The organism is Corynebacterium neomassiliense, from assembly GCF_900626215.1.
Taxonomy (GTDB): Bacteria; Actinomycetota; Actinomycetes; order Mycobacteriales; family Mycobacteriaceae; genus Corynebacterium; species Corynebacterium neomassiliense.
In genome coordinates this window covers 25,500-51,004 of record NZ_LR131107.1, presented here as the reverse complement: position 1 = coordinate 51,004, position 25,505 = coordinate 25,500, and the positions used below count along the sequence as shown (strand labels likewise).

21 protein-coding genes, 2 tRNA genes and 1 other RNA gene are annotated in these 25,505 nt (G+C 65.6%); 9 read left to right on the top strand and 15 right to left on the bottom strand.

What is annotated here, in order from left to right; all coding sequences use genetic code 11:
- Positions 1–189: 189 nt before the first annotated feature.
- Positions 190–1,188, bottom strand: a complete 999-nt coding sequence (gene nrdF, locus E0E18_RS12400; RefSeq protein ID WP_110481745.1) for a class 1b ribonucleoside-diphosphate reductase subunit beta — start codon at positions 1,186–1,188, stop codon at positions 190–192.
- Between the two features lie 480 nt (positions 1,189–1,668).
- Between nrdF and E0E18_RS12395 the strand changes: the two genes are divergently transcribed.
- Positions 1,669–2,166: a ferritin gene (locus tag E0E18_RS12395; RefSeq protein WP_066589753.1), complete on the top strand. Its 498-nt coding sequence runs from the start codon at positions 1,669–1,671 to the stop codon at positions 2,164–2,166.
- A gap of 183 nt (positions 2,167–2,349) precedes the next feature.
- On the opposite strand, the gene nrdE is transcribed toward E0E18_RS12395, so the two are convergent.
- From nrdE to E0E18_RS12370, 5 genes are all read right to left on the bottom strand, one after another.
- Complete coding sequence (nrdE, locus tag E0E18_RS12390) at positions 2,350–4,509, bottom strand: class 1b ribonucleoside-diphosphate reductase subunit alpha (protein ID WP_066589748.1); 2,160 nt, start codon at positions 4,507–4,509, stop codon at positions 2,350–2,352.
- 172 nt (positions 4,510–4,681) lie between these two features.
- On the bottom strand, positions 4,682–4,912 hold the full coding sequence (nrdH, locus tag E0E18_RS12385) for a glutaredoxin-like protein NrdH (protein WP_066587846.1): 231 nt from the start codon (positions 4,910–4,912) through the stop codon (positions 4,682–4,684).
- Positions 4,913–5,319: 407 nt separating this feature from the next.
- A complete protein-coding gene (gene ykgO / locus E0E18_RS12380; protein WP_005288826.1) occupies positions 5,320–5,442 on the bottom strand; it encodes a type B 50S ribosomal protein L36 in 123 nt (40 codons plus the stop codon).
- Between the two features lie 134 nt (positions 5,443–5,576).
- Positions 5,577–6,224 carry a vitamin K epoxide reductase family protein gene (locus tag E0E18_RS12375; protein WP_066587843.1) on the bottom strand — a complete coding sequence of 216 codons (648 nt, stop codon included), beginning with the start codon at positions 6,222–6,224 and terminating at the stop codon, positions 5,577–5,579.
- Between the two features lie 111 nt (positions 6,225–6,335).
- Complete coding sequence (locus E0E18_RS12370) at positions 6,336–6,761, bottom strand: hypothetical protein (protein WP_110481753.1); 426 nt, start codon at positions 6,759–6,761, stop codon at positions 6,336–6,338.
- A gap of 274 nt (positions 6,762–7,035) precedes the next feature.
- Here E0E18_RS12370 and E0E18_RS13910 point away from each other — a divergent pair.
- Together E0E18_RS13910 and E0E18_RS12365 are read left to right on the top strand one after the other, a co-directional pair.
- A tRNA-Ala gene (locus E0E18_RS13910) sits at positions 7,036–7,111 on the top strand.
- Between the two features lie 119 nt (positions 7,112–7,230).
- Positions 7,231–7,306, top strand: a tRNA-Ala gene (locus E0E18_RS12365).
- 92 nt (positions 7,307–7,398) lie between these two features.
- On the opposite strand, the gene E0E18_RS12360 is transcribed toward E0E18_RS12365, so the two are convergent.
- Both E0E18_RS12360 and E0E18_RS12355 read right to left on the bottom strand, forming a co-directional pair.
- A complete protein-coding gene (locus tag E0E18_RS12360; protein ID WP_161972304.1) occupies positions 7,399–8,022 on the bottom strand; it encodes a PepSY domain-containing protein in 624 nt (207 codons plus the stop codon).
- A 322-nt stretch (positions 8,023–8,344) separates the two neighbouring features.
- Complete coding sequence (locus E0E18_RS12355) at positions 8,345–9,082, bottom strand: DsbA family protein (RefSeq protein WP_130841517.1); 738 nt, start codon at positions 9,080–9,082, stop codon at positions 8,345–8,347.
- Positions 9,083–9,339: 257 nt separating this feature from the next.
- Between E0E18_RS12355 and E0E18_RS12350 the strand changes: the two genes are divergently transcribed.
- Positions 9,340–11,085 (top strand): AMP-binding protein, encoded by a 1,746-nt coding sequence (locus E0E18_RS12350; protein ID WP_237559827.1) that lies wholly within the window; start codon positions 9,340–9,342, stop codon positions 11,083–11,085.
- Positions 11,086–11,245: 160 nt separating this feature from the next.
- Here the strand turns inward: E0E18_RS12350 and E0E18_RS12345 are convergent, their stop codons facing one another.
- The 7 genes from E0E18_RS12345 to prfB all read right to left on the bottom strand — a co-directional run bounded on the left by E0E18_RS12345 (position 11,246) and on the right by prfB (position 16,610).
- A complete protein-coding gene (locus E0E18_RS12345; RefSeq protein WP_130841513.1) occupies positions 11,246–11,545 on the bottom strand; it encodes a hypothetical protein in 300 nt (99 codons plus the stop codon).
- 235 nt (positions 11,546–11,780) lie between these two features.
- Positions 11,781–12,311, bottom strand: coding sequence for an excalibur calcium-binding domain-containing protein (locus E0E18_RS14355; protein ID WP_272914265.1), 531 nt, complete (start codon positions 12,309–12,311; stop codon positions 11,781–11,783).
- Positions 12,312–12,607: 296 nt separating this feature from the next.
- Positions 12,608–12,981: a transfer-messenger RNA gene (gene ssrA / locus E0E18_RS12335) on the bottom strand.
- Positions 12,982–13,172: 191 nt separating this feature from the next.
- Positions 13,173–13,724 (bottom strand): SsrA-binding protein SmpB, encoded by a 552-nt coding sequence (gene smpB, locus E0E18_RS12330; RefSeq protein WP_066587826.1) that lies wholly within the window; start codon positions 13,722–13,724, stop codon positions 13,173–13,175.
- A gap of 27 nt (positions 13,725–13,751) precedes the next feature.
- Entirely contained in the window at positions 13,752–14,654 is a 903-nt protein-coding gene (ftsX, locus tag E0E18_RS12325) for a permease-like cell division protein FtsX (protein WP_066587823.1), read from the bottom strand.
- A 30-nt stretch (positions 14,655–14,684) separates the two neighbouring features.
- Positions 14,685–15,374, bottom strand: coding sequence for a cell division ATP-binding protein FtsE (gene ftsE, locus E0E18_RS12320; protein ID WP_130841509.1), 690 nt, complete (start codon positions 15,372–15,374; stop codon positions 14,685–14,687).
- A gap of 108 nt (positions 15,375–15,482) precedes the next feature.
- Complete coding sequence (gene prfB, locus E0E18_RS12315; protein ID WP_110481763.1) at positions 15,483–16,610, bottom strand: peptide chain release factor 2; 1,128 nt, start codon at positions 16,608–16,610, stop codon at positions 15,483–15,485.
- Positions 16,611–16,692: 82 nt separating this feature from the next.
- Between prfB and E0E18_RS12310 the strand changes: the two genes are divergently transcribed.
- The 5 genes from E0E18_RS12310 (at position 16,693) to glgC (ending at position 25,502) form a co-directional block, all read left to right on the top strand.
- A complete protein-coding gene (locus E0E18_RS12310) occupies positions 16,693–17,568 on the top strand; it encodes an inositol monophosphatase family protein (protein WP_066590172.1) in 876 nt (291 codons plus the stop codon).
- Positions 17,565–19,307, top strand: coding sequence for a glycoside hydrolase family 13 protein (locus tag E0E18_RS12305; RefSeq protein WP_130841507.1), 1,743 nt, complete (start codon positions 17,565–17,567; stop codon positions 19,305–19,307). Before E0E18_RS12310 ends, E0E18_RS12305 begins: the two co-directional genes overlap by 4 nt.
- Before the next feature lie 314 nt (positions 19,308–19,621).
- Positions 19,622–21,817, top strand: coding sequence for a glycogen/starch/alpha-glucan phosphorylase (locus E0E18_RS12300; protein ID WP_237559826.1), 2,196 nt, complete (start codon positions 19,622–19,624; stop codon positions 21,815–21,817).
- Positions 21,818–21,882: 65 nt separating this feature from the next.
- Complete coding sequence (glgB, locus tag E0E18_RS12295; protein WP_130841505.1) at positions 21,883–24,168, top strand: 1,4-alpha-glucan branching protein GlgB; 2,286 nt, start codon at positions 21,883–21,885, stop codon at positions 24,166–24,168.
- Positions 24,165–25,502, top strand: a complete 1,338-nt coding sequence (gene glgC, locus E0E18_RS12290) for a glucose-1-phosphate adenylyltransferase (RefSeq protein WP_237559825.1) — start codon at positions 24,165–24,167, stop codon at positions 25,500–25,502. The genes glgB and glgC overlap by 4 nt, the downstream gene beginning before the upstream one ends.
- Positions 25,503–25,505: the final 3 nt, after the last annotated feature.

Below are 25,505 nucleotides of genomic sequence, written 5' to 3'. Positions count from 1 at the left end.
TGCACGGTGTGTGGCTCGGCGGCGAAGTCGTCACCTCCGCCGACCCATCCAGCGCAGACTGCAACCCATGGTAATAGGTGCGTCCTGATATTGATAGCCGGAACCCCCCTGGCCGGTCGGGGCTGCGCGATCGGGGGTGGTGACCTCCTGACGGGCAGCTGGCGGTACCCCCTCACCGGCACCCCGGCCTCAGAACTCCCAGTCGTCGTCGGTGGTGTTCTCAGCCTTGCCGATGACGTAACTCGACCCCGATCCGGAGAAGAAGTCATGGTTTTCGTCGCCACCCGGGTTCAGGGCGGAGATGATTGACGGCGAAACCCTGGTTTCGTCGGCCGGGAACAGACCTTCGTATCCGAGATTGTTCAGCGCCTTGTTGGCGTTGTACCGCAGAAAGCGCTTGACATCCTCTGTCCACCCGAGGTCGTCGTAGAGGTCCTCGGTGTACTGGCATTCGTTGTCGTAGAGGTCGAACAGCAGCTCGAACGTGTGGTCCTTGAGCTCCTGCTGGCGCGCCGCGGTCTCCTTCTCGAGCTCACGCTGGTACTTGTATCCGATGTAGTACCCGTGCACCGCCTCGTCGCGGATGATCAGCCTGATCACGTCGGCGGTGTTGGTCAACTTGGCGTGCGAGGACCAGTACATCGGCAGATAGAAGCCGGAGTAGAAGAGGAAGGACTCCAGCAGGGTGGAGGCGATCTTCTTCTTCAGCGGATCCTCGCCCTGGTAGAAGTTCAGGACGATGTCCGCCTTGGTCTGGAGATTCTGGTTCTCCTCCGACCAGCGGAAGGCGTCGTTGATCTCCGGGGTGGACGCCAGGGTCATGAAGATCGACGAGTAGGACTTCGCGTGCACCGACTCCATGAAGGCGATGTTGGTGTAGACCGCCTCCTCGTGCGGGGTCAGGGCATCCGGGATGAGACTGGTCGCACCCACCGTGCCCTGGATCGTGTCCAGCATCGTCAGGCCGGTGAACACTCTCATGGTGGCCCGCTTCTCCGCCTCGCTCAGCGTTCCCCAGCTCTTGATGTCGTTGGACAGCGGCACCTTCTCCGGAAGCCAGAAGTTTCCGGTCAACCGGTCCCACACCTCGAGGTCTTTCTCATCGGCGATGGTGTTCCAGTTGATTGCGGTCACCCGACCTCCCGCCCGGTGGTGGACCGGAGTGGTGATCTGTCCCGACGTCGTCATACGGCTCTCCTGCTGTAGTGCGGATTCTCCGCCCGGCCCGGTACTCCCCCGTGGCCCGGCACAACCCTCACCGTACCCCATCTCCATCCCGGCCCACGGCAGGTTGCACCACCTGCCTCAGAGGTCCCGGTCACACTGTCGAGAGCCTTCCCGGCACCCCACCGGAGAAGGGTCGGGGGCAGTGCCGGAAAACCTTCCGCCTCCCCGTCACGGTAGCCACAGAACACACCCCTACCCCCGTTTTGAGGTGCCCCGAACAAGGTAAACGATACCTGCCTTCGAGGGGCCGGAGTCCCGAACTGCCGGCAGGCACTCCCGACAGCTACAGAAACCCTATATGACCTGCATGTTTTAGTAGACACACACAAGAGTGCAGCCAAAGTTCACTAAGGTCAGACACGCCTGTTTACCTGCACATATAAGCAATGGTAAGGCTAAATGGTCTAGATAGAGGATGATCCGATCAGTATGGTTGCCGGTATGAGCATCAACGAGAAGTTCCAGGAAGCAGTCAACAAGCAGGTCGTCGCCGAGCACCAGGCGTCACTCATCTACAGCCAGCTGTCCTACGAGATGGACCGTCTGTCCTTCCTCGGCATGCGGGACTGGTTCCGCGCCCAGGCAGACGAGGAGCGGACCCATGCACAGAAGTTCGCCGACCACCTTCTCGACCGTGAGGCACGTGTCGACCTGACGGACATCGAACTGCCGTCGCTGAAGATCGCGACCCCGCTCGACGCATTCGAGGCCGCTCTCGCCCACGAGCAGAAGGTGTCCGCGATGATCCGTGACCTCGCCCGCGTCGCCGATGAAACCGGCGACATCGATTCGCGGTCCCTGATCAACTTCTTCCTCGCGGAGCAGATCGAGGAAGAGTCGACCGTCAACGACATCATCGACTGGATCAAGGTCGTGGGCAACGACGGTTCCGGTCTCCTCCGCATCGACGCCAAGCTCGGTGCACGCACCTCGGCCTAGCAGCCGGCCGGTCCACGGAGGGCCCGGCGCAACCGTCACGGTTGCGCCGGGCCCTTCAGCTGTATGTCACCCGGGCAGGCGCAGACGCTGAACTCCGCAGCACGGTCTGTGCCACAGTCCGCACTGTGACCACTGCTGCGGTCCGCGGCACGGTCTGCACTCCGGTCAGTGCCGTGACACGGGTCAGAGCATGCAGCTCACGCACCCCTCCACCTCAGTGCCCGTCAACGCCGTCTGCCGCAACCGGATGTAATACAACGTCTTGATCCCCTTCCGCCACGCATAAATCTGCGCACGGTTAATATCACGCGTCGTCGCATCATCCGTGAAAAACAACGTCAACGACAGACCCTGATCAACATACTTCGTCGCCACAGCATACGTGTCAATAATCTTCTCATACCCGATCTCATACGCATCCTGGAAAAACTCCAGATTATCATTGTCCATATGAGGCGCCGGATAATACACCCGCCCGATCTTCCCCTCCTTCCTGATCTCAATCTTCGACGCAATAGGATGAATCGACGACGTCGAATTATTGATGTACGAAATCGACCCCGTCGGCGGCACCGCCTGCAGATACCGGTTGTACAGACCGAACTCCATCACCGACGCCCGCAACTCCGCCCAGTCCCCCACCGACGGAACACGAATCGACGACCCCTCAAAAATCTCCCGCACCCGCGCCGTCACCGGAGCAAACTCCTCCGGATCATACCGGTCAAAAAACGCACCCGACGCATACTCCGACGACTCAAACCCACCGAACCGCACACCCCGCTCACGAGCCAGCACATTCGACGCCCGCAGACACTCGAACATCACCGCCGCAAAATACGCGTTCGTGAAATCCAGAGCCTCCTCCGACCCGTAGAAAATATGCTCCCTCCCCAGGAAACCATGCAGATTCATCTGACCCAGACCAATCGCATGAGAACGCTCGTTACCCTGACGAATCGACGGCACAGAATCAATCGACGTCTGGTCGGACACCGCCGTCAACCCACGAATCGCCGTCTCAATCGTCAACGAAAAATCAGGGGAATCCACGGCCGCAGCAATATTCAACGACCCCAGATTACACGAAATATCATCCCCCACCCGAGCATACGACAAATCATCATTGAACTCCGACGGCGTCGACACCTGCAAAATCTCGGAACACAGGTTCGAATGCGTCACACGACCCTCGATCGGATTCGCACGATTCACCGTATCCTCGAACATGATGTACGGATACCCCGACTCGAACTGAATCTCCGCCAACGTCTGGAAAAACTGCCGGGCATTGATCTTCGACTTCCGGATCCGCGGATCCTCCACCATCTCATCATAATGCTCAGACACCGACACATCCGCAAACGGACGACCGTACACCCGCTCCACATCATACGGAGAAAACAGGTACATGTCATCATTACGACGCGCCAACTCAAACGTCACATCCGGAATCACCACACCCAACGACAACGTCTTGATCCGGATCTTCTCATCCGCATTCTCCCGCTTCGTGTCAAGAAAACGCATGATATCCGGATGATGCGCATGCAGATACACCGCACCCGCACCCTGCCGCGCCCCCAGCTGATTCGCATAAGAAAACGAATCCTCCAGCAACTTCATCACCGGAATCACACCCGACGACTGATTCTCAATATGCTTGATCGGCGCACCGACCTCACGGATGTTACTCAACAGCAACGCCACCCCACCCCCACGCTTCGACAACTGCAACGCCGAATTGATCGACCTGCCGATCGACTCCATGTTGTCCTCGATACGCAACAGGAAACAACTCACCGGCTCACCCCGCTGAGCCTTACCCACATTCAGAAACGTCGGCGTCGCCGGCTGGAACCGACCCTCGATAATCTCGTCGACCAACCGCGACGCCAACCCCTCGTCACCGTCAGCCAACCCCAACGCCACCATGCACACCCGGTCCTCGTACCGCTCCAGGTACCGACTGCCGTCAAACGTCTTCAACGTGTACGACGTGTAGTACTTGAACGCCCCCAGAAACGTCCGGAACCGGAACTTGTGCGCATACGCCTGCTTGAACAACCCCTTGACAAACCCCGGATCATACCGGTCCAGCACCGCAGCATCGTAGTAGTCGTTGTCGACCAGATACCCCAGCTTCTCCTCCAGATCATGGAAATACACCGTGTTCCGGTTCACATGCTGCAGGAAAAACTGGTTCGCCGCCTCCCGGTCCTTGTCGAACTGGATACGGCCCTGACCGTCATACAGGTTCAGCATCGCATTCAACGCATGGTAGTCCAGCTGGTCAGCCCGGTCCACCGGCTCCGCGACAGTCTTACCGAGATCAGTCGTCATCATGTCCCNGCGCCGAGCACTGGTCGGGCTTCCGCCCGGAGCGCATCAAGGCGATGGCCGCACAGGCCGCCTGATGTCCCGGAGTACCGGGAACTGACGGACGCGGGGGAGCGGACGCCGTGGTGCGGCGATCCGCTCCCCCGCGTCCGTCAGTTCCCGGTACTCCGGGACATCAGGCGGCCTGTGCGGCCATCGCCTTGATGCGCTCCGGGCGGAAGCCCGACCAGTGCTCGGCGCCGGCGACGACGACAGGTGCCTGGAGGTGACCGAGGGCCATCACGTAGTCACGGGCCTCCTCGTCGAGGGTGATGTCGACGAGCTCGTAGTCGAGGCCGGCACGGTCAAGGGCGCGACGGGTGGCGGTGCACTGGACGCAGCTGGGCTTCGTGTAGACGGTGATCATCGTGACGGCTCCTTGAGGTTGAGACTGCTGGGCGACTGCGCAGCGCCGGCCTTGCGGACGGCGGGGCGGGTGAGGGTCAGTGCATCCCAGGGGAGGAGTACCTCCCGGCGATGCGATGACGTCGACGATACACAGCCCGGCGTCCGGACACAACCTCCCAGGACACGAGATGTAGGGGTAATTACATCGCATGAACACAATATGTAGTGGTTGATTGAGTCAAAGACGCAGGTGGTCACAGGGGTCGGGCACTACATGTTGGGGCCGGCTACACCGTTGTAATTTCATCCACGTCGGTTCCGTCGCCGAGACAGCAGAAGAAGAGGACTACACGACATGACGACGCCCCCGCTCCCCCACCGGCGGGGTGGGGAAACGGGGGCGCGCTACGGTCGAAGAACCGGCGATCAGCCCTGGCGGGCCTTGAAACGCGGATCCTTCTTGTTGATCACGTAGACCTTGCCGTGGCGACGAACGACCTGGGCGCCCGGCTTGTTCTTCAGCGACCGAAGGGACTTGCGGACCTTCATCGGGCGCTCCTTTCCTCGTCATGGGCCTCGACGCCTGATGACGACCGCGGCTTGATGTGAAACAGACAGACCCGGAGAAACCGGGTCATGGCACATCGGAACACTCTAGACCGAGAACTCTCCCGGAACCAAACTCACATGAAATGGGTGAGGATCAGCACGACAAATGCCGCATACCAGACAATCAGCACCAGAGCCGGCATCACCCGACCACCGGAGAAGGAGTACCGGTCCGGGCCGAGGATCCCTTCACCGTCACGCTGACGCTCCCACACGATGTGCAGCAGGGTCGTCACGAACAACGGGAGGACGACCGCCCAGACGACCATGCAGTAGGGGCAGAGGGCCTGGATCTCGTAGACGGCCTGATAGGCCAGCCAGTGGACGAACAGGACGGCGAACACCAGTCCCGCCAGGAACCCGTACCAGAACCAGGCCCGGAACTTCGCCCCCGCCAGCAGTGCCATACCGATGGTGAGCACCACCCCGAAACCGAACAGCCCGATGAAGGGGTTCGGGATACCGAAGGCGGCCGCCTGGTGCGACTGCATCACATCGGTACAGGAGATGACGTCATTGATCGTGCACGCCGGAACGAAGTCCGGGTTCTGCATGATCTCGATCTTGTCGTACATGATCAGACCGGACATGAACAGCCCGACCGCTCCGAAGACCACCAGGGAAAGTGCGTACAACCGCGACCCGCCCCAGAAACCGGTGGACCCTTCTTGCCTCGTCGACGGCACCTGCGCCGCCGACCCGTCTGTCGTCACGTGACTCATAGTCTCCGATCCTTGCAGAAGCCGGGTGTCCGTGGACAGTGCCGGAGGGGGTCAAAAGCACCTGCCACCCCCGGTAACCTCCGCTGAGAGCCCACCTGCATGTGACCCCTGTTACTTCTCGTCAGCGGCGAGAGCGCGGATACCCCGGCCGGCTGCCACGGCGACGACACCCGCACCTGCGGCGAGACCGGCCAGGCCGAAGGACACGACCGAGGTGAGCAGTGAGGAACGGACGTTCGCCGCCATGAGCGCGGTCTCCCGCTCGGGGGCGTCCATGGGCAGGTCCGCGAAGGGCTTCCCTCCCGTCATCGCCAGAGCGTGCTTGTTCACGATGGCGGCCTGGGCGTAGGCGGTCACCGGATCGGCGACCTTCTTTCCTGCCAGTGATGTCACATCCTTGTGGACGATGATGTTCTCGGCGACGAGCTCCTGCCGGACCTTCGCGTAGCCGACGGCACCGACGGCGATGAACGTGTATCCGAGGAGAGAGACGGCACGTCCCGAACGGCGGGCTGCGGCGCTGTGGTTCCTGCTCATGGGGGGTGTCCTTTCGTGGACGTCGGGGAGAGCTCCGGGTGTCACCCGGAACGTCCGGATACGTTCCCGGACGGGTGCCGTTCTACCATCGCAATCCCGGTTGGGCGACACGTCAACTAGTCACCGGGCGTCCATCCTCCGTTACCGGAGACTCCACTCCACAGCAGCTCTCGCCTAGACCAGCACGTTTGCCGGTCTGTCCGGTACCCGGACAGATTTCCATTCCGACCGTATGACATCCGTGCCACACCCGTACGGGGCGGACGCGGTATCCGGGACTACGGCGCAGGCGGCAGCGCACCACGCCGGCGGTGTGGGGGTCAGGGGTTCGAGTCCCCTCAGCTCCACCACGAGAAACTCCACCCCTCTCGGCGTCCACCACCTGCGCATTTGGTGGTAGTCACTGCAGTGTTGTACCTTATCCCTCGTTCGCAACACACCTCCGGAACACCGGTGGCATGCAGCGTACGGGGCTATGGCGCAGCTGGTAGCGCACCACACTGGCAGTGTGGGGGTCAGGGGTTCGAGTCCCCTTAGCTCCACCACCTTCGACTGACGGGGGCGGTCGGCATCTGATGATGCGGACCGCCCCCGTCAGTCATTTCTGCCTGCGGCGCCCTGTTCCCGGGCCCCGGGGTCAGTCGTCGTGTTCAGTCCTGAGGATCTCCCCGGTCTCCGGGTCGATCCACAGTTCCCACTCCCCCGGTCCGTCCCCGATCCTGGCCTCCCACGCCACACGTCCGTCGTCACTGTCGAGTTCCAGGGACTCCAGTTCCCCGGGCCGGGACGCCACGGCCGCTGCCGCGGCGTCTGCGGCGGTCACGGACGGCGCCTGCTGTCTCAGGGAGTCCAGGCGTACCTCCCTTTCGGAGGTGATCTCCCCGCTGCTGCGGTCGACGAAGATCTTGGTGCCGCGTCCGTCGGCGTCCACGACGGTCACCTCCCATGAACGGCCGTCGTCCCTGTCGTCCCTGTCGTCACGGTCATCGAGGTCGTCACCGTCGTCGTCCCTGTCGACGTCGACGACCCAGGTACCGGGCCGGTGCTTCAGGGCTGCGTCCATGGCGGCGGTGGCGTCCACCGCGTCCACAGAGGCCCCCTGCGGGACGTCTGACGCCGCGGCGGACGCCGGCGATGAAGAGCCGGTTGACGGGCTCTGCGCAGCAGCGTCGGTCGTGACCTGCTCGGTGACGGTGACGGTCGTCTGGGCGTCGGAGGAACTGTCGCTTCCACAGCCTGCGGCGGCGAATCCGAGGCCCACGGCTGCCGTGGCCAGTGCCGCACGCGTGGCAGCACGTCCGGCCGTGCGCCCGGCTGTCCGTGCGGCTGCTGCCTTTGCCGTGCTTGTGGATCGGGCGGATCGGGTGGATCGGACAGGTCGGGCGGTGCGCATGTGGTACTCCGTCTGAGAAGAGGGGTGAACGTTGTTTCCCTTCTCAGGGTACACAGCCCCCGGCACACTGCCCGCATGCGCAGACGGCGCGGCACCCCCCGGAGGAGGAACCGCGCCGTCGCCGGACTGTGGTGACCACCACCAGCCGGTCCTGTCACCGGGACCTGACGGTCAGGTGGTCGGCGTCACTCTATTTCACGACGTCGGGGACCCAGTCGGCCATCTTCGTCGGGTCATCGGGGTTCTTCTTGATGTCGAACTTCGTCCCGTTGACGTACAGGGCCGGCGTACCTGCCTGGTCGCCTTCCTTGCTGATGAGCTCCTGGTAGTTGGACTCGAGCATCGGCTGGTACTTGTCACGCGCGGAACCGTCACGGATCGCGGAGACAGTGGCGGCGTCGACACCGAGCTTCTCGGCAGAGTCAGCGAAATCGTCCAGGCTGTAGCCGGTGATCTCGGTCCGGTTGAGGTAGGCCCAGTCATGGTAGGCCCAGAACGCTCCCGCGTTCCCCGTCTCGGCGATGGCGTAGGCGACGATGCCTCCCAGCGTGGAGTGCCCGTCTGCCCCACCGGCGAGGAAGTTGACGTCGTTGAGCCGCAGCGACAGCTTGCTGTTGTCCAGGGCGTCCTTGAGGCTGACGTGGTCGGCCTCGACGAGGTCCGCACAGTAGTGGCAGCTGTAGTCCTCGTAGATGTCCACGGCCGGGGCGTCCGCGGGGACGGATTCGCCGCGGACCAGGATGTCGCCGTCCTCGACACTGACGTTGAAGTTCACGTCAGCTGCCGCGAGACCGGACTTCACGTCCTTACTGTCCCTTCCCTGGATCACCACGACGGCGATCACGACAACTGCGATGACGACGATCGCCACGAGTCCCCAGAGGAATCCACTGCTCTTCTGGTTCGGGGCCTTGATCTTCTGGCTCACCTGATCCTGCTCTCTGTCCGTGTGTGCTGTAGTACCGGCGTCCACACTAGCCCCGTGGACATGTCAACCACCACATCCTCCGCTCCCCCGACCCCCTGTTGACAGGAAACCGTCAGCCGGGGCGTGAACTCGACCGTCGACGTCTCCCGGCCGGGGACACCCCCGACGCTCCCACGGCTTTGTCCGGGTGTCACGCAAGGATGTACAACGTTGACGGACCGACGCTGGGTCGGGATTCAGGGAAGGAGAACAAGGTTGTGACCAGTCCCGCCCGGACAGCGCTGACACCCCTACGGTTCCTCGAACGCGCAGCTGACGTGTACCCGTGCAGGACCGCGTGCATCGACGGCCCCCGTCGCATCACATTCTCCGCCATGCGGGAGGACGCCCTGACCACCGCACGCGCGCTCCGACGCCGGGGACTGCGCCCCGGTGACCGCGTGGGTGTGCTGGCCCGCAACTCCTACGAGGCACTCCTGGCCCAGTTCGCCGTCCCCCTGGCGGGCGGCGTCCTGGTGGCGGTCAACACACGCCTCGCCCCGGCCGAGGTCAGCTACATCTGTGACCACGCCGGGATCCGGGTCCTGTTCGGCGACAGCGACCTCGTGGAAGCCTGCCGCCCCGTCCTCGACGGGTCCGGCACGGTGGAACTCTTCGTTCTGGTGCCCGGGTCCGACGGGACCGTGCCGCAGACGCGCTTCCGTGAATCCGGTCCAGTCGGTGGCACCTCCACCGTGGTCACCGTCGACGACTTCACGGCCGGGGGCGTCCTGCACCCCGGTGATCCCGACGACGACTCCACCTTCCCTTTCGCCGTCGACGACGAAGAGTCCCCCGTCGCCGTCAACTACACCTCCGGCACCACCGGGCGCCCGAAAGGCGTGGTGTACACGCACAGGGGTGCCTACCTCAACGCCCTTGGTCAGGTCACCACCCAGAACTTCACCAGGGACACTGTCTACCTGTGGACCCTGCCGATGTTCCACTGCTCCGGCTGGTGCACCGGGTGGGCCGCGACAGCCGTCGCCGCCACGCAGGTGGCCCTGCGGGCCGTGCGCGGCGCAGAGATCTGGAGACTCATCGACACCGAGCATGTCACCGCCCTGTGCGGGGCACCGACTGTCCTCACCACCGTCGTGACAGACCCTGCGGCCCACCGCGTCCGCGATGTCTCGGCCGTCACCGCAGGTGCCCCTCCGGGGCCCGCCGTGATCGAGTCCTGTGAGAACCTCGGCATCACCGTCACCCAGGTCTACGGGCTCACCGAGAGTTACGGCCCCTACACCGTCTGCGAGTTCCGCCCGGAATGGGCCAAGCTTCCGGCCTCCGAGCGCGCCAGGCTCAAGGCGCGCCAGGGCGTCCCCATGATCACCAGTGCCGACGCCCGGGTCGTGTACCCCGTCCCTCAGGGTTCCGCTGAGGGAACCCCGGCGGGATCCGATGAGGAAACCCCGGCGGGAACCCCGCTGACCGACGTACCGCGGGACGGCCGGACCGTCGGGGAGATCGTCCTCGCCGGCAACGGTGTGATGAAGGGTTACCTCCACGACCCGGAAGCGACCGCGGCGGCCTTCACCGACGGCTGGATGCACACGGGTGATCTGGCGGTCAGGCACCCCGACGGCTACATCCAGATCCTCGACCGGTCGAAGGACATCGTCATCTCCGGAGGGGAGAACATCTCCACGATCGAGGTGGAGCAGGCGGTGTCAACCCATCCCGCGGTCGCCGACGTCGCGGTGGTCGGTGTGCCCGACGACACCTGGGGAGAACGGCTCCGCGCGTTCATCGTCCTCGACCGGGAGACAGCCGACGCCGCCGGCCACGACGGCTGGTCCGCGCGGCTCACGTCGTCGCTGATCAGCCACTGCAGGAAACTCATCGCAGGGTACAAGATCCCGCGGGACTACCGGATCCTCCCGGAACTGCCCCGAACCTCCACAGGAAAAGTGCGGAAGGACGCCCTGCGCCGCCGAACGTCGGGTCAGACAGCGACGCGCTGACAGACACTCTCTGCGGCTTTCCGGCCGGGCTTCGGGCGGGGATTTGCGTCGGCGGCCCTGCCGGTACTTCCCCTGTTCCCGCCTGTGTCCCCTCCGGACAGAACTGCCACCCCTGTATCCGACCTTCTGGTTACGGCTCAGCCCCGCTGACGCAGCCCCACTACAGGGAACGGATCTCCCGCTGCACGTACCCGCACCCGGAGCACCGCCGTGACTGCACCCATTCCCCACCTGCACTCCCCTCACCGGATTCCCCGGGACGGGGCGCGTCCTCCAGCTCCCACATACTCCAGGAGTGCCGGTGGCCGGCTGACGATTCGAGGGATTCGGGGGCTCCCGACGCACCACCCTGTACGGCCTCCGATGACGGCGCCTTCTGGACGGAACCCACCACCGCAGCTGCTCCGGCGACAAAACCGATGGACAGACAGACGACGCCGGTGATGACGGTGACAAACATGTGCGGTGCGGTCTTTCTGGGTGGTGGGTGGTGCGCCGGACGGTGCCGGCTCATCGTATTCTCAGGGTCAACTCACCGCCAAATCCTGCGGTGCTGCACACGCCCGTCAGGACTCTCTGCACACGAACCGGGATGACCTCCGGATCTCCGGGGCCGCGGCCACGGGGCCGCAGTCACTGTCCGGCGCTGTCCCGGTACCGTCCCGGAAGAACTCTGGTGGCCGGGCGGCTTCGCCTTATGACTCGCAGGCAACTCCGTCGCCGTCCCGGTCAAGGTCGGTGGAGTATCCGTTCTGACCGGCATGGATCGGTGCGGCTCCGGCGGCACGGACAGCAGCACAGTCCGGGTAGTAGGCCGCACCCGGTGCCTCAGCTTCCTGGACGGGAACCTCCTCGGCCGGGGCCGGCGCGGGAGCAGGCACAGGTGCGGGTGCAGGAGCAGGTGCCTCCTCAACCTGCGCAGGTACCTGGGGAGCCTGCCCCGCTGCCGGAGCCGGCTCAGGGGCGCTCCGCGGAGCGTCCGGATTCACGTGCGCGCCATCGTCGTCACCTGGAACGATCACCGCGGCGGCCGGCTCTTCCGCGGTGGGCTGCGGCAGTGTGCTGCTCGACGGGGCCGTGGTCGACGTGGTGCTGGTGGTCGTGGTCACCGTATGACTGGTCGAGGTGACCGTGGTCGGTGCGTCCTCACTGTCGCCCGAGCCACAGGCGGTGAGGGACAGTGACAGCATGACGGCGACTGTCGCAACTGCCGGTTTTCGGTTCATGGTGAGTCTTCTCCTCGTGAAGGTGACCATGTTCGGTCACTGGGAGAAAGGTAGGCTGTACCACAGTTCAACTCAATCGAAGGGGTAGACCGGGGCTGGAGTTACTTCAGCTTCTGCAGAGGGACGACGGGCCCGGCCACCGCACCCTGGCGATTCTCTAAGTCACATCCGTGGCAACCCCGTGGCCGACCAGCGTGCTCTGCCGTAGTTGACGTCGCGGCGGAAAACTCGGCAGCGAGGACTCCGCCACCTCAGACAGGAAAACTCCCGGTCACCTGGTTGGTGACCGGGAGTACCGGTGGAGCCGCCGGGAATTGAACCCGGGTCCTCCGCGACCTCGCCAGGGCTTCTCCGTGCGCAGTCCGCTCTATCCCTGCTCGGCTCTCCGGATCACGCAGACCTGTCCGGACGATGAGCCCAGCCACCCTGAGATGTCCCTGACAGTCCGGATGGCGGGACCGTCAGGTGAGTTCCCGGAACGATGCCGGTGACCGGAGGGGGAACATGCCCCGGGCCGACAGACACGCCTCGCTGAATTAGGCAGCGAGAGCGTAGTCGCGCTGAGTGTTCTCGGCGCTTAATCATGTGCTGCGACGCTCACGGTGGTCTCCAGCCTGCACCGGCACGCTTCCCCTGGCTCAATGCACGGAGTCGAAACCTGATCGACCCCTCGTGGATCCCCGGAAAACCGGATCACCCGCATCCCCTGCCGCAGGAAAGCTCGGTCAACGGCAGGATCTACAGACTACAACCCGCAGACTGTCCGTTCAATTCCCCGCCCGCGAGCGGTGCAGCAGGGGCGGAGGACGAGGGAGGACGAGAGAGGGGTGGGACAGCAGCGGTTGGACCGGCCCGCACGGTTCAGGCGTTGATGCCCTTCACGCGGCGTCCCAGTTCCCGGGTCACCTCGCGCTCCTCGGTGCGCCGCTTGATGTCCTGGCGCTTGTCGTAGTCCTGTTTGCCGGTGGCCAGGGCCAGCTCCACCTTCGCCCGCCCCCCGGAAAAGTAGATCTGCAACGGGACGAGGGTGTTCTTTCCGTCGCGGACCTTACCCATGACCGAGTCGATCTCGCCGCGGTGCATGAGCAGCTTCCGGGTTCGCCGCGGAGCATGGTTGGTCCAGGTTCCGTGGGTGTACTCCGGAATATGGAGGCCACGCAGCCAGATCTCACCGTCGTCGACGGTGGCGAAGGCGTCCACCAGGGACGCCTTCCCCTCACGCAGCGACTTCACCTCGGTCCCCACGAGCGCGATCCCGGCCTCATAGGTCTCCAGGATCCTGTAGTTGTGCCGGGCCTTGCGGTTGGTGGCGACGACCAGGGGGGCACCGCCCCTGCGCCCGGGTGTCCCCTTCGCGGCGTTCTTCTTCCCCGCGGTCCTGCCGGAGTCCACCGGCGTACTCTTCTTCGCCATAACCCGGGCAACCTTACCCGGTCACGGTCACTTTTTCACGTACCACCGCAGTGTCACCTGGGCGGTGACCGCGGCGACGACCACACCGGCGACCACCACCAGCGGGGCGATGGTCCAGATGTCCGAGGTCGTGATCCTCGCGATGAGGTGCGAGTCATAGAGCGAACGCAGCGCCTTGTCGAGGATCATCGCCTTGCCCGCGAACATGCCGGCCACCGCCAGGACAGATCCCAGCAGGGCGGCGAACACCGCCTCGATGACGAACGGGGCCTGGGTGTACCACCTCGTCGCACCCACCATGCGCATGATGCTGACCTCCGTGCGGCGCTGGAACGCCGCCATCTGCACCATGTTCATGATCAGCAGGACAGCCGCAACACCCTGGACGACCGCGAGGATGAAGCTGGCGTTACGGATCGCGTCGAGGTTGCGGGTCGCTCCCCGGAGATCGTCCCCCTGGTCGACGACGGTCGCCACGCCGGGCAAGTCCCGGACCTCGTCGATGGCGGAGGTGTCGAGCGGGTCGACCAGGCGCACGTGCAGTGCCGCGGGGAAGGCGTCCGGGCTGGTCTGTGCGACAAGCTGCGGGTCCGACTCCTGGAACAGTTCGACAAATCTCTCGTAGCTCTGTGCCTTGTTCCGGTAGGTCACAGACTCGACTTCACTGTTGTCCTCGAGTGCTCCGCGGACCGCGGAGCACTCGGGGCCGGAACAGTCCTGGTCGGCCACGGACACGGCGTCGTCGAACTGGACCATGACCTCGATCCGGTCCAGGTAGATGTCCTTGGTCTCCGATGTCATGTTGGTCAGCAGTACTCCCGTGGCCACGAGGGCCAGGGAGATTGCGGTGGTGATGACCATGGCCACCGTGATGGTGACGTTGCGCCGGAAGCCGTCGAAGGCCTCGCGGAGTATGAAACCCGGTTTCACTGTCTCTCCCTCTGTTCCTCTGCCTGTCAGCTACCTGCCGACGCCGTACACACCGTGTGCGTCATCCCTTACGAGCTCTCCCTTGGAGAGCTCGAGGACCCGGCGACGCATCGAGTCGACGGCGGTGTTGTCGTGGGTGGACATGACCACGGTCGTCCCGTTCCGGTTGATCCTGTTGAGCAGTGCCATGATCTCCCCGGAGGTGTCCGGGTCGAGGTTGCCGGTGGGCTCGTCGGCCAGGAGGACCAGTGGGCGGTTGACCACGGCGCGGGCGATGGCGACCCGCTGCTGTTCGCCGCCGGAGAGTTCGTGGGGACGCCGGTTCTCCTTGCCCGCCAGTCCGACCAGGTCCAGGGCCCGTCCCACCGCGTCCGCGGTGGTGTCCCTGTCCTTGCCGATAACCTGCATGGCGAAGGCGACATTGTCGAAGACGTTCTTCTTCGGCAGCAGACGGAAGTCCTGGAAGACATAACCGATGCGTTGGCGCAGCTTCGGAATCTCACGCGGCCTGAGCGCGTTGACGTGGAAGTCCGCGACGTGGATGTCGCCGGAGTCGGCGTCCTCCTCCCGGATCATCAGCTGCAGGAACGTCGACTTTCCTGAGCCGGAGGGGCCGATGAGGAAGACGAACTCCCCTTTGTCGATGTTGACCGAGACATCTTTCAGCGCGGGGCGGCCGGACCCGCGGTACGCCTTACTGACCTTCTCGAATGTGATCACGTGGGCAACCCTACCTGGTCACCTGTGACTGATGAAACAGATGTTGCAGGTGTTACGCATGTTACTCCGGTGTCGCCTGCGGTACCTGCGCGAACCGCCGACGGTCGCCTACTGTCCCTGCTGCTCCGCCATCCGCCAGCGGATCCCGGCCTCCAGGAACCCGTCGATGTCCCCGTCCAGCACCTTCGACGGGTCGTTGACCTCGTAGTTCGTCCGCAGGTCCTTGACCATCTGGTACGGGTGCAGGACATAGGACCGCATCTGGTTGCCCCAGGAGTTCGAGCCGTCCCCGCGCAGGGCGTCCATCTCCGCCGCCTCCTCCTGACGTTTCCTCTCCAGCAGCTTCGCAGCCAGAACCCGCATCGCCGACGCCTTGTTCTGGATCTGCGACTTCTCGTTCTGGCAGGTCACCACGATGCCGGTGGGAATGTGGGTCAGCCGCACCGCCGAGTCCGTCGTGTTCACCGACTGGCCGCCGGGGCCTGAGGAACGGTAGACATCCACACGCACGTCGTTCTCGTCGATGTCCACATGGTCACTCGTCTCCACCACCGGAAGCACCTCGACCTCCGCGAAGGAGGTCTGACGGCGCCCCTGGTTGTCGAAGGGACTGATGCGAACCAGACGGTGCGTGCCCTGCTCCACCGACAACGTGCCGTACATGTAGTCGCCGTGGACGACGAAGGTCGCCGACTTGATCCCCGCCTCCTCCGCGTAGGAGATGTCGTACACCTCCACCTTGTGCCCGTGCTTCTCCGCCCACCGGGTGTACATGCGCATGAGCATCTCCGCCCAGTCCGCGGCGTCCACGCCACCGGCGGCGGAACGGATGTTCACCACCGCCTCACGGTCGTCGTACTCCCCGGAGAGCATCGTCGTGACCTCGAGGGACTCGATCTCCGAACGCAGTTCACCGAGCTCGGCGTCGGCGAGTTCCCTGGCCTCCCGGCCCTCCGCGGCGTCCTCTACGGCAGCTTCCTCAGCCATCTCGTACATCACGGGAAGGTCGTCCAACCGTGAACGCAGCCCCCGCACCTTCCGCAACCTGGACTGCACATGGCTGAGCTGACTGGTGACCTGCTGGGCGTGGTCAGGGTCGTCCCACAGCGACGGGTCTGCGGCCTGCGCCTCCAGTTCCCTGACACGGTCATCGAGTTCATCGAGGTCAAGCACCTTCTCGATAGTGGTCAGGGTGCTGTCGAGGTGGTCGAGCGCTTGGGTGACATCCGGCTGCATGGTGGTCCACTCTACCGCCCCCGGCCCAGGCACCCCGCACCCGCCCGCGCGGGTCACCGCCTGCCACGGCACAATAGGGACCATGACTTCGCCGACGTCACCGATCCCCGCTGAAGCACTCCAGGCCATCACCAAGACCTTCATCATCGCCCACGACCGGGACGACGACGCCGCCCTGGCCCAGGCGCTCGTCTACAACGCCGGGAGACTGGCGTGGCGCATGCGCGAGGCAGGACTGACGACGGAGTACAAGACCTCGGTCTCCGACGTCGTGACCGCCGCCGACAACGCCGCGGAACAGTTCATCGCCGAGACCCTGCACACCCTCCGCCCCGAGGACGGTCTGCTCGGTGAGGAGGGAACCTCGGCGTCCAGCCACTCCGGCCGCACCTGGGTGATCGACCCCGTCGACGGCACCTACAACTTCACCACCGGCTCGGACTACTGGTGCTCGGCCCTGTCCCTGGTGGAGGGCGACCCCGACGATCCTGACCTCATCCACTTCGGTGCGGTCCACCGTCCCGCCATGGGATACACGTGGTTCGGCGGTGCTGACTTCCCGACGAGCCTCGACGGCCGTCCCGTCGGACGGCTCGACGACGGCGGCAGGAACCTCGCACCGGCCGCGACCTGCCTCGGCGGCTACCTCCACCCCACCGACATCGCCGACCCCACGGTCAACGAAGTCTACACCTCGGTGGTCCGGGAGTTCGCGACCGTGCGCTGGAACGGATCGGCCTCCGTCGACCTCGGCAACGTCTCCCAGGGAAACAACGGATGCTGGATGCAGCACAGCGTGCTGCCCTGGGACCTGCTGCCCGGCCGGGCACTCGTCGAAGGTGCCGGCGGACAGGTCGAGAGAGTCACCGCCGGCGGGAAACTCTGGTCCGTGGCGGGGACGCCGGCGTCCGTCGGGCGGGTGGTCGAGATCCTCCGCTCGGCCGGGGACGGAAGTTGAGCGGCACCGTGGCAGCCTCCGGAGCACCCGACTGGTGGCGTTATGCCGTGATCTACCAGGTGTACCCCAGGTCTTTCGCCGACTCGGACGGCGACGGGACAGGCGATCTCCCCGGAATCACGGCGCACCTGCCCTATGTACGTGACCTCGGCGTCGACGCCGTGTGGATCTCCCCGTTCTACCCCTCACCCCAGAATGACGCCGGGTACGACGTCGCCGACTACTGCGACGTGGACCCCCGGTTCGGCACCCTCGCCGACGCCGACGCCCTCATCTCCCGGGCCCACGACCTGGGACTCCGGGTGATCGTCGACCTGGTCCCGAACCACACCAGCGACCGTCACCGGTGGTTCCGCAGTGCACTGGACTCGCCGGTGGGCAGCAGACAGCGGGCACGCTACCACTTCCGGGCACCGGACCCGGAGCACCCGGACACTCCCCCGAACAACTGGCGGTCCAATTTCGGCGGGTCCGCCCGGTCGAAGCATCCCGGGGACCCGCACGGACAGTGGTACCTGCACCTTTTCGACTCCTCCCAGCCCGACCTGAACTGGGATGACCCGGGAGTCCACGACGCCTTCGACGGGGTACTGCGGTTCTGGCTGGACCGCGGCGTCGACGGTTTCCGTGTCGATGTCGCCCACGGGATGGTCAAGGAACCCGGACTTCCGGACACTGGCGACGCCAGCGACGCCAGAGGGACCGGGGAGACCGGGGACGCCGCCGGCGCCGACACCATGTCCTCCGCCGCCTCACCCTACTGGGACCTGGACGGGGTCCACGACATCTACCGCCGGTGGCGGCGCATCATCGACAGCTACGGTACCGCAGAACAGCAGCGCATCATGGTTGCCGAGGCGTGGGTGGACCCGGTCGACCGCATCGCCCGGTACGTGCGCCCCGGTGAACACCACCAGGCGTTCAACTTCGCCTTCCTCGACACCCGGTGGAATGCGGCGGACCTCAGGACCGTCATCACCGACTCCTTCCGCGTCAACGACGCTGTCGGAGCACCCACCACGTGGGTCCTGTCCAATCACGACGTGATCAGGCACGCCACCCGCCTCGCACTCTCGCCGCAGGAGGCGGTCACCCAGCTGGCCGGACCGGTCCACGAACCGGACCGGGCCACCGGCCTGGCACGCGCGAGGGCCGCCACCGCCCTGATGCTCGCACTGCCTGGCAGCGCCTACCTCTACCAGGGTGAAGAGCTCGGCCTGCCGGAGGTGCTGGACATCCCGGACTCCGCCCGCCAGGACCCGACCTTCCGCCGCACCCGCGGCACCGACCACCCTGAGCTGGGCCGTGACGGGTGCAGGGTGCCGCTGCCCTGGACCGCGGACGCCCCGGGCTTCGGGTTCGGGCCCGCCGACGCTGCCGCACCTCCGTGGCTGCCCCAGCCGCCCGTTTTCGCCGACCTCGCGGTCGACAGGCAGGCCGGGGACCCGGACTCCACCCTCGAGCTCTACCGGACTGTGCTGGGGCTGCGCAGGGAACTGCGGACCTGTGAGGGCCGCGCCACGGTGGACACCCCTGCCTCAGCGGAGGACGCCGACATCGTCACCGTCACCGTGACCACCCCCGTGACCACCGTGACTGTCTGCACGAACACCGGTACACGGCCGTGGACCCCGCCTGCCGGGGCGAGGGTGGTGCTGGCGACCACACCCGGGGTCACCACCCGTGTCCCCCCGGACTGCACCGTGTGGCTGACCGGGTTAGGATCGCGGTCAGAGTGACGAACCAGTCCGGCAGGGATCTCTGATCCCCCGAGGATCACCTGGAGACACATGTCTGACCTCCGTCCCGAGTCTCTCCCCGTCCACGGTGTGGGGCGTGACGATCTCACCCCCCCGACCCCACCCCCGACCACTTCCGCTGGTGGCTGCTGCACCATCTGCAGTACACCGTGGGCAAGGACCCGGAACACGCCTCGGTGACCGACTGGCGGCTGGCCCTGTCACACACGATCCGCGACCGGGTGGTCACCCCGTAGTTCGAATCGACCCGCCGCACCTGGGCGGAGGACCGGAAACGTGTCCACTACCTGTCGATGGAGTTCCTCATCGGCCGGTTGCTGGAGGACGCCGCGATCAACCTGGGCCTGCGCGATGTCGTCGAGGAGGTCCTCGACGGACTGGGGCTCAGCTTCACCGCCCTGACCGAGGACGAGCCGGACGCCGCCCTCGGCAACGGGGGTCTGGGCAGGCTGGCAACCTGCTACATGGAGTCGATGGCCACCCTCGCCTGCCCCGCGGTGGGTTACGGCCTGCGCTACGAGCACGGGCTGTTCCGCCAGAGTTTCGACCACGGCAGGCAGATCGAGACCCCGGAGGACTGGCTGGCCACCGAGGCCCCGTGGAACTTCACCCGCCCCGAATCCTCCTACGGCGTCGGCTTCGGCGGCTCGGTCGAGGACGTGGAGGGACGCCCGGTGTGGCGTCCCCGGGCGCGGGTCCGGGCCACCGCCCACGACACCCCTGTCGTCGGTTACGGGGGGAAATGGGCGAACACCCTGCGGCTGTGGGCGGCGATGCCCACCGCGGACCTGTTCGACCTGGAGCGGTTCAACGCCGGTGACATCGTCGCCGCCTCCAACCATGAGGCACTGGCCCGGGCACTGTCACGCGTCCTGTACCCGAGCGACTCCACCGAGGAAGGCAAGGAACTCAGGCTGTCCCAGGAGTACTTCCTCACCTCCGCATCAGTCCAGGACATCCTGAGGCGCTACCTCACCGACCACACCGACCTGACCGGACTTCCGGACCGGGTCGCCATCCAGATGAACGACACCCACCCGGCGATCGCCGGACCGGAGCTGATCCGCCTGCTCGTCGACGACCACGGGTTCGCCTTCGACACTGCTGCGGACCTGACCACCGGTGTACTCGGATACACCAACCACACCCTGCTGCCGGAGGCCCTGGAACGGTGGTCGGTCGGTCTGATGCAGAAAGTCCTTCCCCGCCACCTGCAGATCATCGAGAGACTGGACTCCCGTGAGATCGAGATCGCCGGCCCCCGCCCCGACGGGGTGGGGCTGATCGGCGACGGTGCGGTGAAGATGGGCGACGTCGCATTCGTCACCAGTCACCGCATCAACGGTGTCTCGGCACTGCACACGGAGCTGGTGCAGCGGGACCTCTTCCCGGTCCTCGACCGGCGGCATCCCGGCCGCATCCTCAACGTCACCAACGGCGTCACCCCACGCCGGTGGCTGAAACTCGCCAACAGGCCGTTGGCCCGACTGGTCACCGACACCGTCGGGGAAGGGTGGGAGACCGACCTCGACCGACTGTCGGACCTGGAACGTCACCTGGACGACCCGGGTTTCCTCGAAGCCTTCGGGGAGACGAAACACCTCGCCAAACAACGACTGACACAGTGGCTCGACGACAGGTTCGACATCAGTGTGCCCACCGGGGCCCTCTACGACATCCAGGTCAAACGGCAGCACGAGTACAAACGCCAGCTGATGAACATCCTGTGGACCATCGCCCGCTGGCAGAGGATCAGACGGGACCCGGACAACGGGGGGCAGGGCTGGGTCCCCCGGGTGAAGATCTTCGGGGGAAAGGCCGCGGCAAGCTACCGGGCCGCCAAGGACATCATCCGTCTGATCAACGATGTCGCCGAGGTGGTCAACAACGACCCTGTCACCCGTGACCTGCTGCGCGTGGTCTACCCGCCGAACTACGACGTCTCCATGGCGGAGAAGCTGATACCGGCGGCGGACCTGTCCGAACAGATCTCGACGGCAGGTATGGAGGCCTCAGGCACGGGCAACATGAAGTTCGCGTTGAACGGTGCCCTGACTGTCGGCACCCTCGACGGGGCGAACGTGGAGATCAGGGACCATGTCGGTGCCGAGAACTTCTTCCTCTTCGGACTGACCGCCGACGAGGTCGTGGAGCGCCGCGGGGTTCCCGGGCACGCCCGGGCCGCGATCGAGGACAGCCAGGCGCTGCGGGATGTACTGCAGGCGGTCGCCGAGGGCACGTTCAGTCCCGACGACCACCACCGCTATGACAGCCTGCTGGACAACATGTGGAACAACGACTGGTTCCTCGTCGCCTCCGACTTCGACTCCTACGATGCCGCACAGTCCGAGGTGGACAGGGTCTACCGGGACCCGGCGCTGTGGCAGCGCAGGTCCGTGATCAACATGTCACGGATGGGCTACTTCAGCTCCGACAGGTCGATCAGGGAGTACATGGCGAAGATCTGGGATGTCCTCCCGGTCGTGTGACCGCGACCGTACACAGGCGACCGGGCACAGACGGCACAGGAGATGAAGGGGAAGGGGGGACCGGGATGATCACCGACACGGACGCCCGACGATTGGCCGCGGGAACACACCCCGACCCTTTCGCCGCCCTGGGCCCCACCTCCGACGGTCGGGGAATCGTCGTCCACGTACCGGGGGCCCTTGCCGTCAGTGTGGTCAACGACACTGACGAGGCTGCACTGACCCCCCACCCCGCCGCCCCGGGAGTGTTCACCGGCCGTCTACTGCCCTACTACCGGTTGCGCGTCACCTGGCCCGGCCCGGCCGGGTGCCCCGCTGTGACCGAGGACAGGGAGGACCCCTACCGGTTCGGCCCGGTCATCGGACCGCTCGACGAACTTCTCATCAGCCAGGGCAGACACCGTCGCCTGTGGACCGTGCTCGGGGCACATGTGATGACCTTCGAGGGGGTCCCCGGCGTCCACTTCGCCGTGTGGGCGCCCGACGCCGAACGGGTCTCCGTGGTCGGGGACCACAACAGCTGGGACCCGACGGCCCACCCCATGCGCCTGCGCGGGGCGACCGGGGTGTGGGAGCTGTTCCTGCCCGGACTCGGTGACGGGGCGGTCTACAAGTACGACATCCTCGGCCCCGGTGGCCGGCCCCTGCCCCAGAAGGCCGACCCGGTCGGCTTCGGCGCGGAGAAGCCCCCGGCCACCGCCTCCGTGGTACGCCGTCTCGGCACCCACCGGTGGAGGGACGCGGAGTGGATGCGGTCGCGGACCTCCCCGGTCACCGGCGGTTCCCCGGCCGCCGGCGGTTCCCCGGCCGCCGGCGGTTCCCCGGCCGCCGGCGGTCCCCCGCACTCGCCCGGTCAGGCGGGCACCACGGACCCGGTCAGCATCTTCGAGGTCCACCTCGGGTCCTGGAGGCGCCGGCCCGACGGCACCACCCTGACCTACCGGGAACTCGCCGCCGAGCTTCCCCGTTACGTCGCCGACCTCGGTTTCACCCATATCGAGGTTCTCCCTGTCTCCGAGTACCCCTACGACGGGTCCTGGGGGTACCAGCCGGTGGGTCTCTACGCGCCGACGAGCCGGTACGGCCTCCCGGAGGATTTCGCGGAGTTCGTCGACGCCGCCCACTCCCTGGGGCTCGGCGTCCTCGCCGACTGGGTACCGGGCCACTTCCCCACCGACGCCCACGGCCTCGGACAGTTCGACGGCACCGCCCTCTACGAGCACCTTGACCCCCGTCGCGGCTTCCACCCCGACTGGACGACACTGATCTACAACTACGGCCGACCCGAGGTCGCCAACTACCTCACCGCCAACGCCCTGTACTGGCTGGAGGAGTACCACCTCGACGGCCTTCGGGTCGACGCCGTCTCCTCGGTCGTCTACCGCGACTATTCACGCCGCCCCGGCGAGTGGATCCCCAACGATGACGGCGGACGGGAGAACTACGAGGGCATCTCCTTCCTCCGGGACACCACTGCAGTTGCCGCCGGGGAATGCCCGGGGGCCCTGACGGTCGCGGAGGAGTCCACCACGTACCCGGGTGTGACCGCGCCTCCGCAGCCGGGGAGCCGTACGACGGGCCTGGGGTTCAGCTACAAGTGGAACCTGGGCTGGATGAACGACTCCCTGGAGTACTTCGGACGTGACCCGCTGTACCGGAGGTACCACCACGACCAGCTCACTTTCGGTCTCACCTACGCCTTCTCCGAGAATTTCGTCCTGCCGGTCAGCCATGACGAGGTCGTGCACGGCAAAGGCTCGGTGTACGGCAGGATGCCCGGCGACCACGCCGCCCGACTGGCCAACCTGCGGGCCTTCTACGGGTACATGTGGGGCTACCCGGGCAAGAAGCTTCTGTTCATGGGTACCGAGTTCGGCCAGGTCGCCGAATGGGACCACCGCGGGCAGCTGGAGTGGCACTGCCTCGACGACCCCGGCCACGCCGGAGTCCGGGCCCTGGTGCGTGACCTCAACCAGCTGTACCGGAGCGAACCTGCCCTGCACCGCGGTGACTGCGAGAGCCGGGGATTCCAGTGGCTCATCGTCGACGACCCCGACAACCTCGGCCATGAGGTGTTCGCCTGGTTGCGCCGCGGTGCCCCGGGGGACGCCCATGTCGTGGTCGTCTGCAATCTCACCCCGGTCGAGCACCGGGGGTACCGCGTCCCTTTCCCTGTCCCCGGGGCGTGGACCGAGGCACTCAACACCGACTCCGCCTACTACGCGGGCGGAAACCGGGGAAACACCGGGCGCATCGAGACCGAGGCTGTGCCTTCCGGCACCGAGGCACAGTCCGCCCTGCTCACACTGCCACCACTGACCACACTCTATTTCGTCAAGGAACGACCGTGACCACACCACACAACACCACCCGCCCCACCACCCCATCCACCGGAAACCCGACCGGCCCCCTGCATTTCGGTGCCGCGCCCCGGCTGACCAGCCAGACCATGGCCTTCGTCCTCGCCGGCGGCAGGGGAAGCCGGCTCCGTGAGCTCACCGCCCGGCGCGCCAAGCCCGCCGTCTACTTCGGCGGGAAGTCCCGCATCATCGACTTCGCCCTGTCCAACGCCCTGAACTCGGGTATCCGCCGGATCGCCGTCGCCACCCAGTACAAGGCGCACTCCCTGATCCGTCACCTGCAGCGCGGCTGGAGTTTCTTCCGCGCCGAGCGCAACGAGTTCCTCGACATTCTTCCCGCCAGCCAACGTGTCGCCGAGGAGAAGTGGTACGCGGGCACCGCCGACGCGGTGACACAGAACATCGACATCGTCGACGACTACAAGGTGAAGTACGTCATCGTGCTCGCCGGCGACCATGTGTACAAGATGGACTACGAGGTGATGCTGCGTCAGCATGTCGACACGGGCGCGAAAGTGACCGTGGGCTGTCTCACCGTCCCCCGCGGGGAGGCGTCCGCGTTCGGTGTCATGCACACCGACGTCACCGGGCGGATCGTCGACTTCCTGGAGAAACCGGCCGACCCGCCCGGCATGCCGAATGATCCGGACACCTGCCTGGCGTCCATGGGCATCTACGTCTTCGAGTGGTCCCTGCTCCGCGACATCCTGAGGGAGGACGCCGCGGACCCGGACTCCGCCCACGACTTCGGCCACAACATCATCCCGAAGCTCGTGGACGACGGTTTCGCCTACGCGCACAGTTTCAGTGAGTCCTGCGTGATGAGTGGTCTGGAGACCCGCCCCTACTGGAGGGACGTCGGTACCGTCGACGCGTTCTGGCAGGCGAACATAGATCTCACCGACTTTGTCCCGGCGCTGGACCTCTACGACAACTCCTGGCCGGTGTGGACCTACGCCGAGCTCGTCCCTCCGGCGAAGTTCATCCATGACGAGGAGGACCGGAGAGGCTCGGCCGTCCAGTCCCTGGTGACAGGCGGCTGCATCATCAGCGGATCGGAGATCAGGAACTCGCTGCTGTTCACCAACACCCGGACCCGGTCGTACACGGTCCTGGACCATGCCGTGGTCCTTCCCGGGGTACAGATCGAGCGCAGCGCCAGACTGTCGCGGTGTGTCATCGACAGTGGCGTCCACATCCCTGAGGGGCTTGTCGTCGGGGAGGACCCGGAGGAGGACCGGAAGTGGTACAGGTGCTCGGACTCGGGCATTGTGCTGGTCACCCAGGCTATGCTCGACCGTCGGCAGCACGAGCTGGGGAGGTGAGGC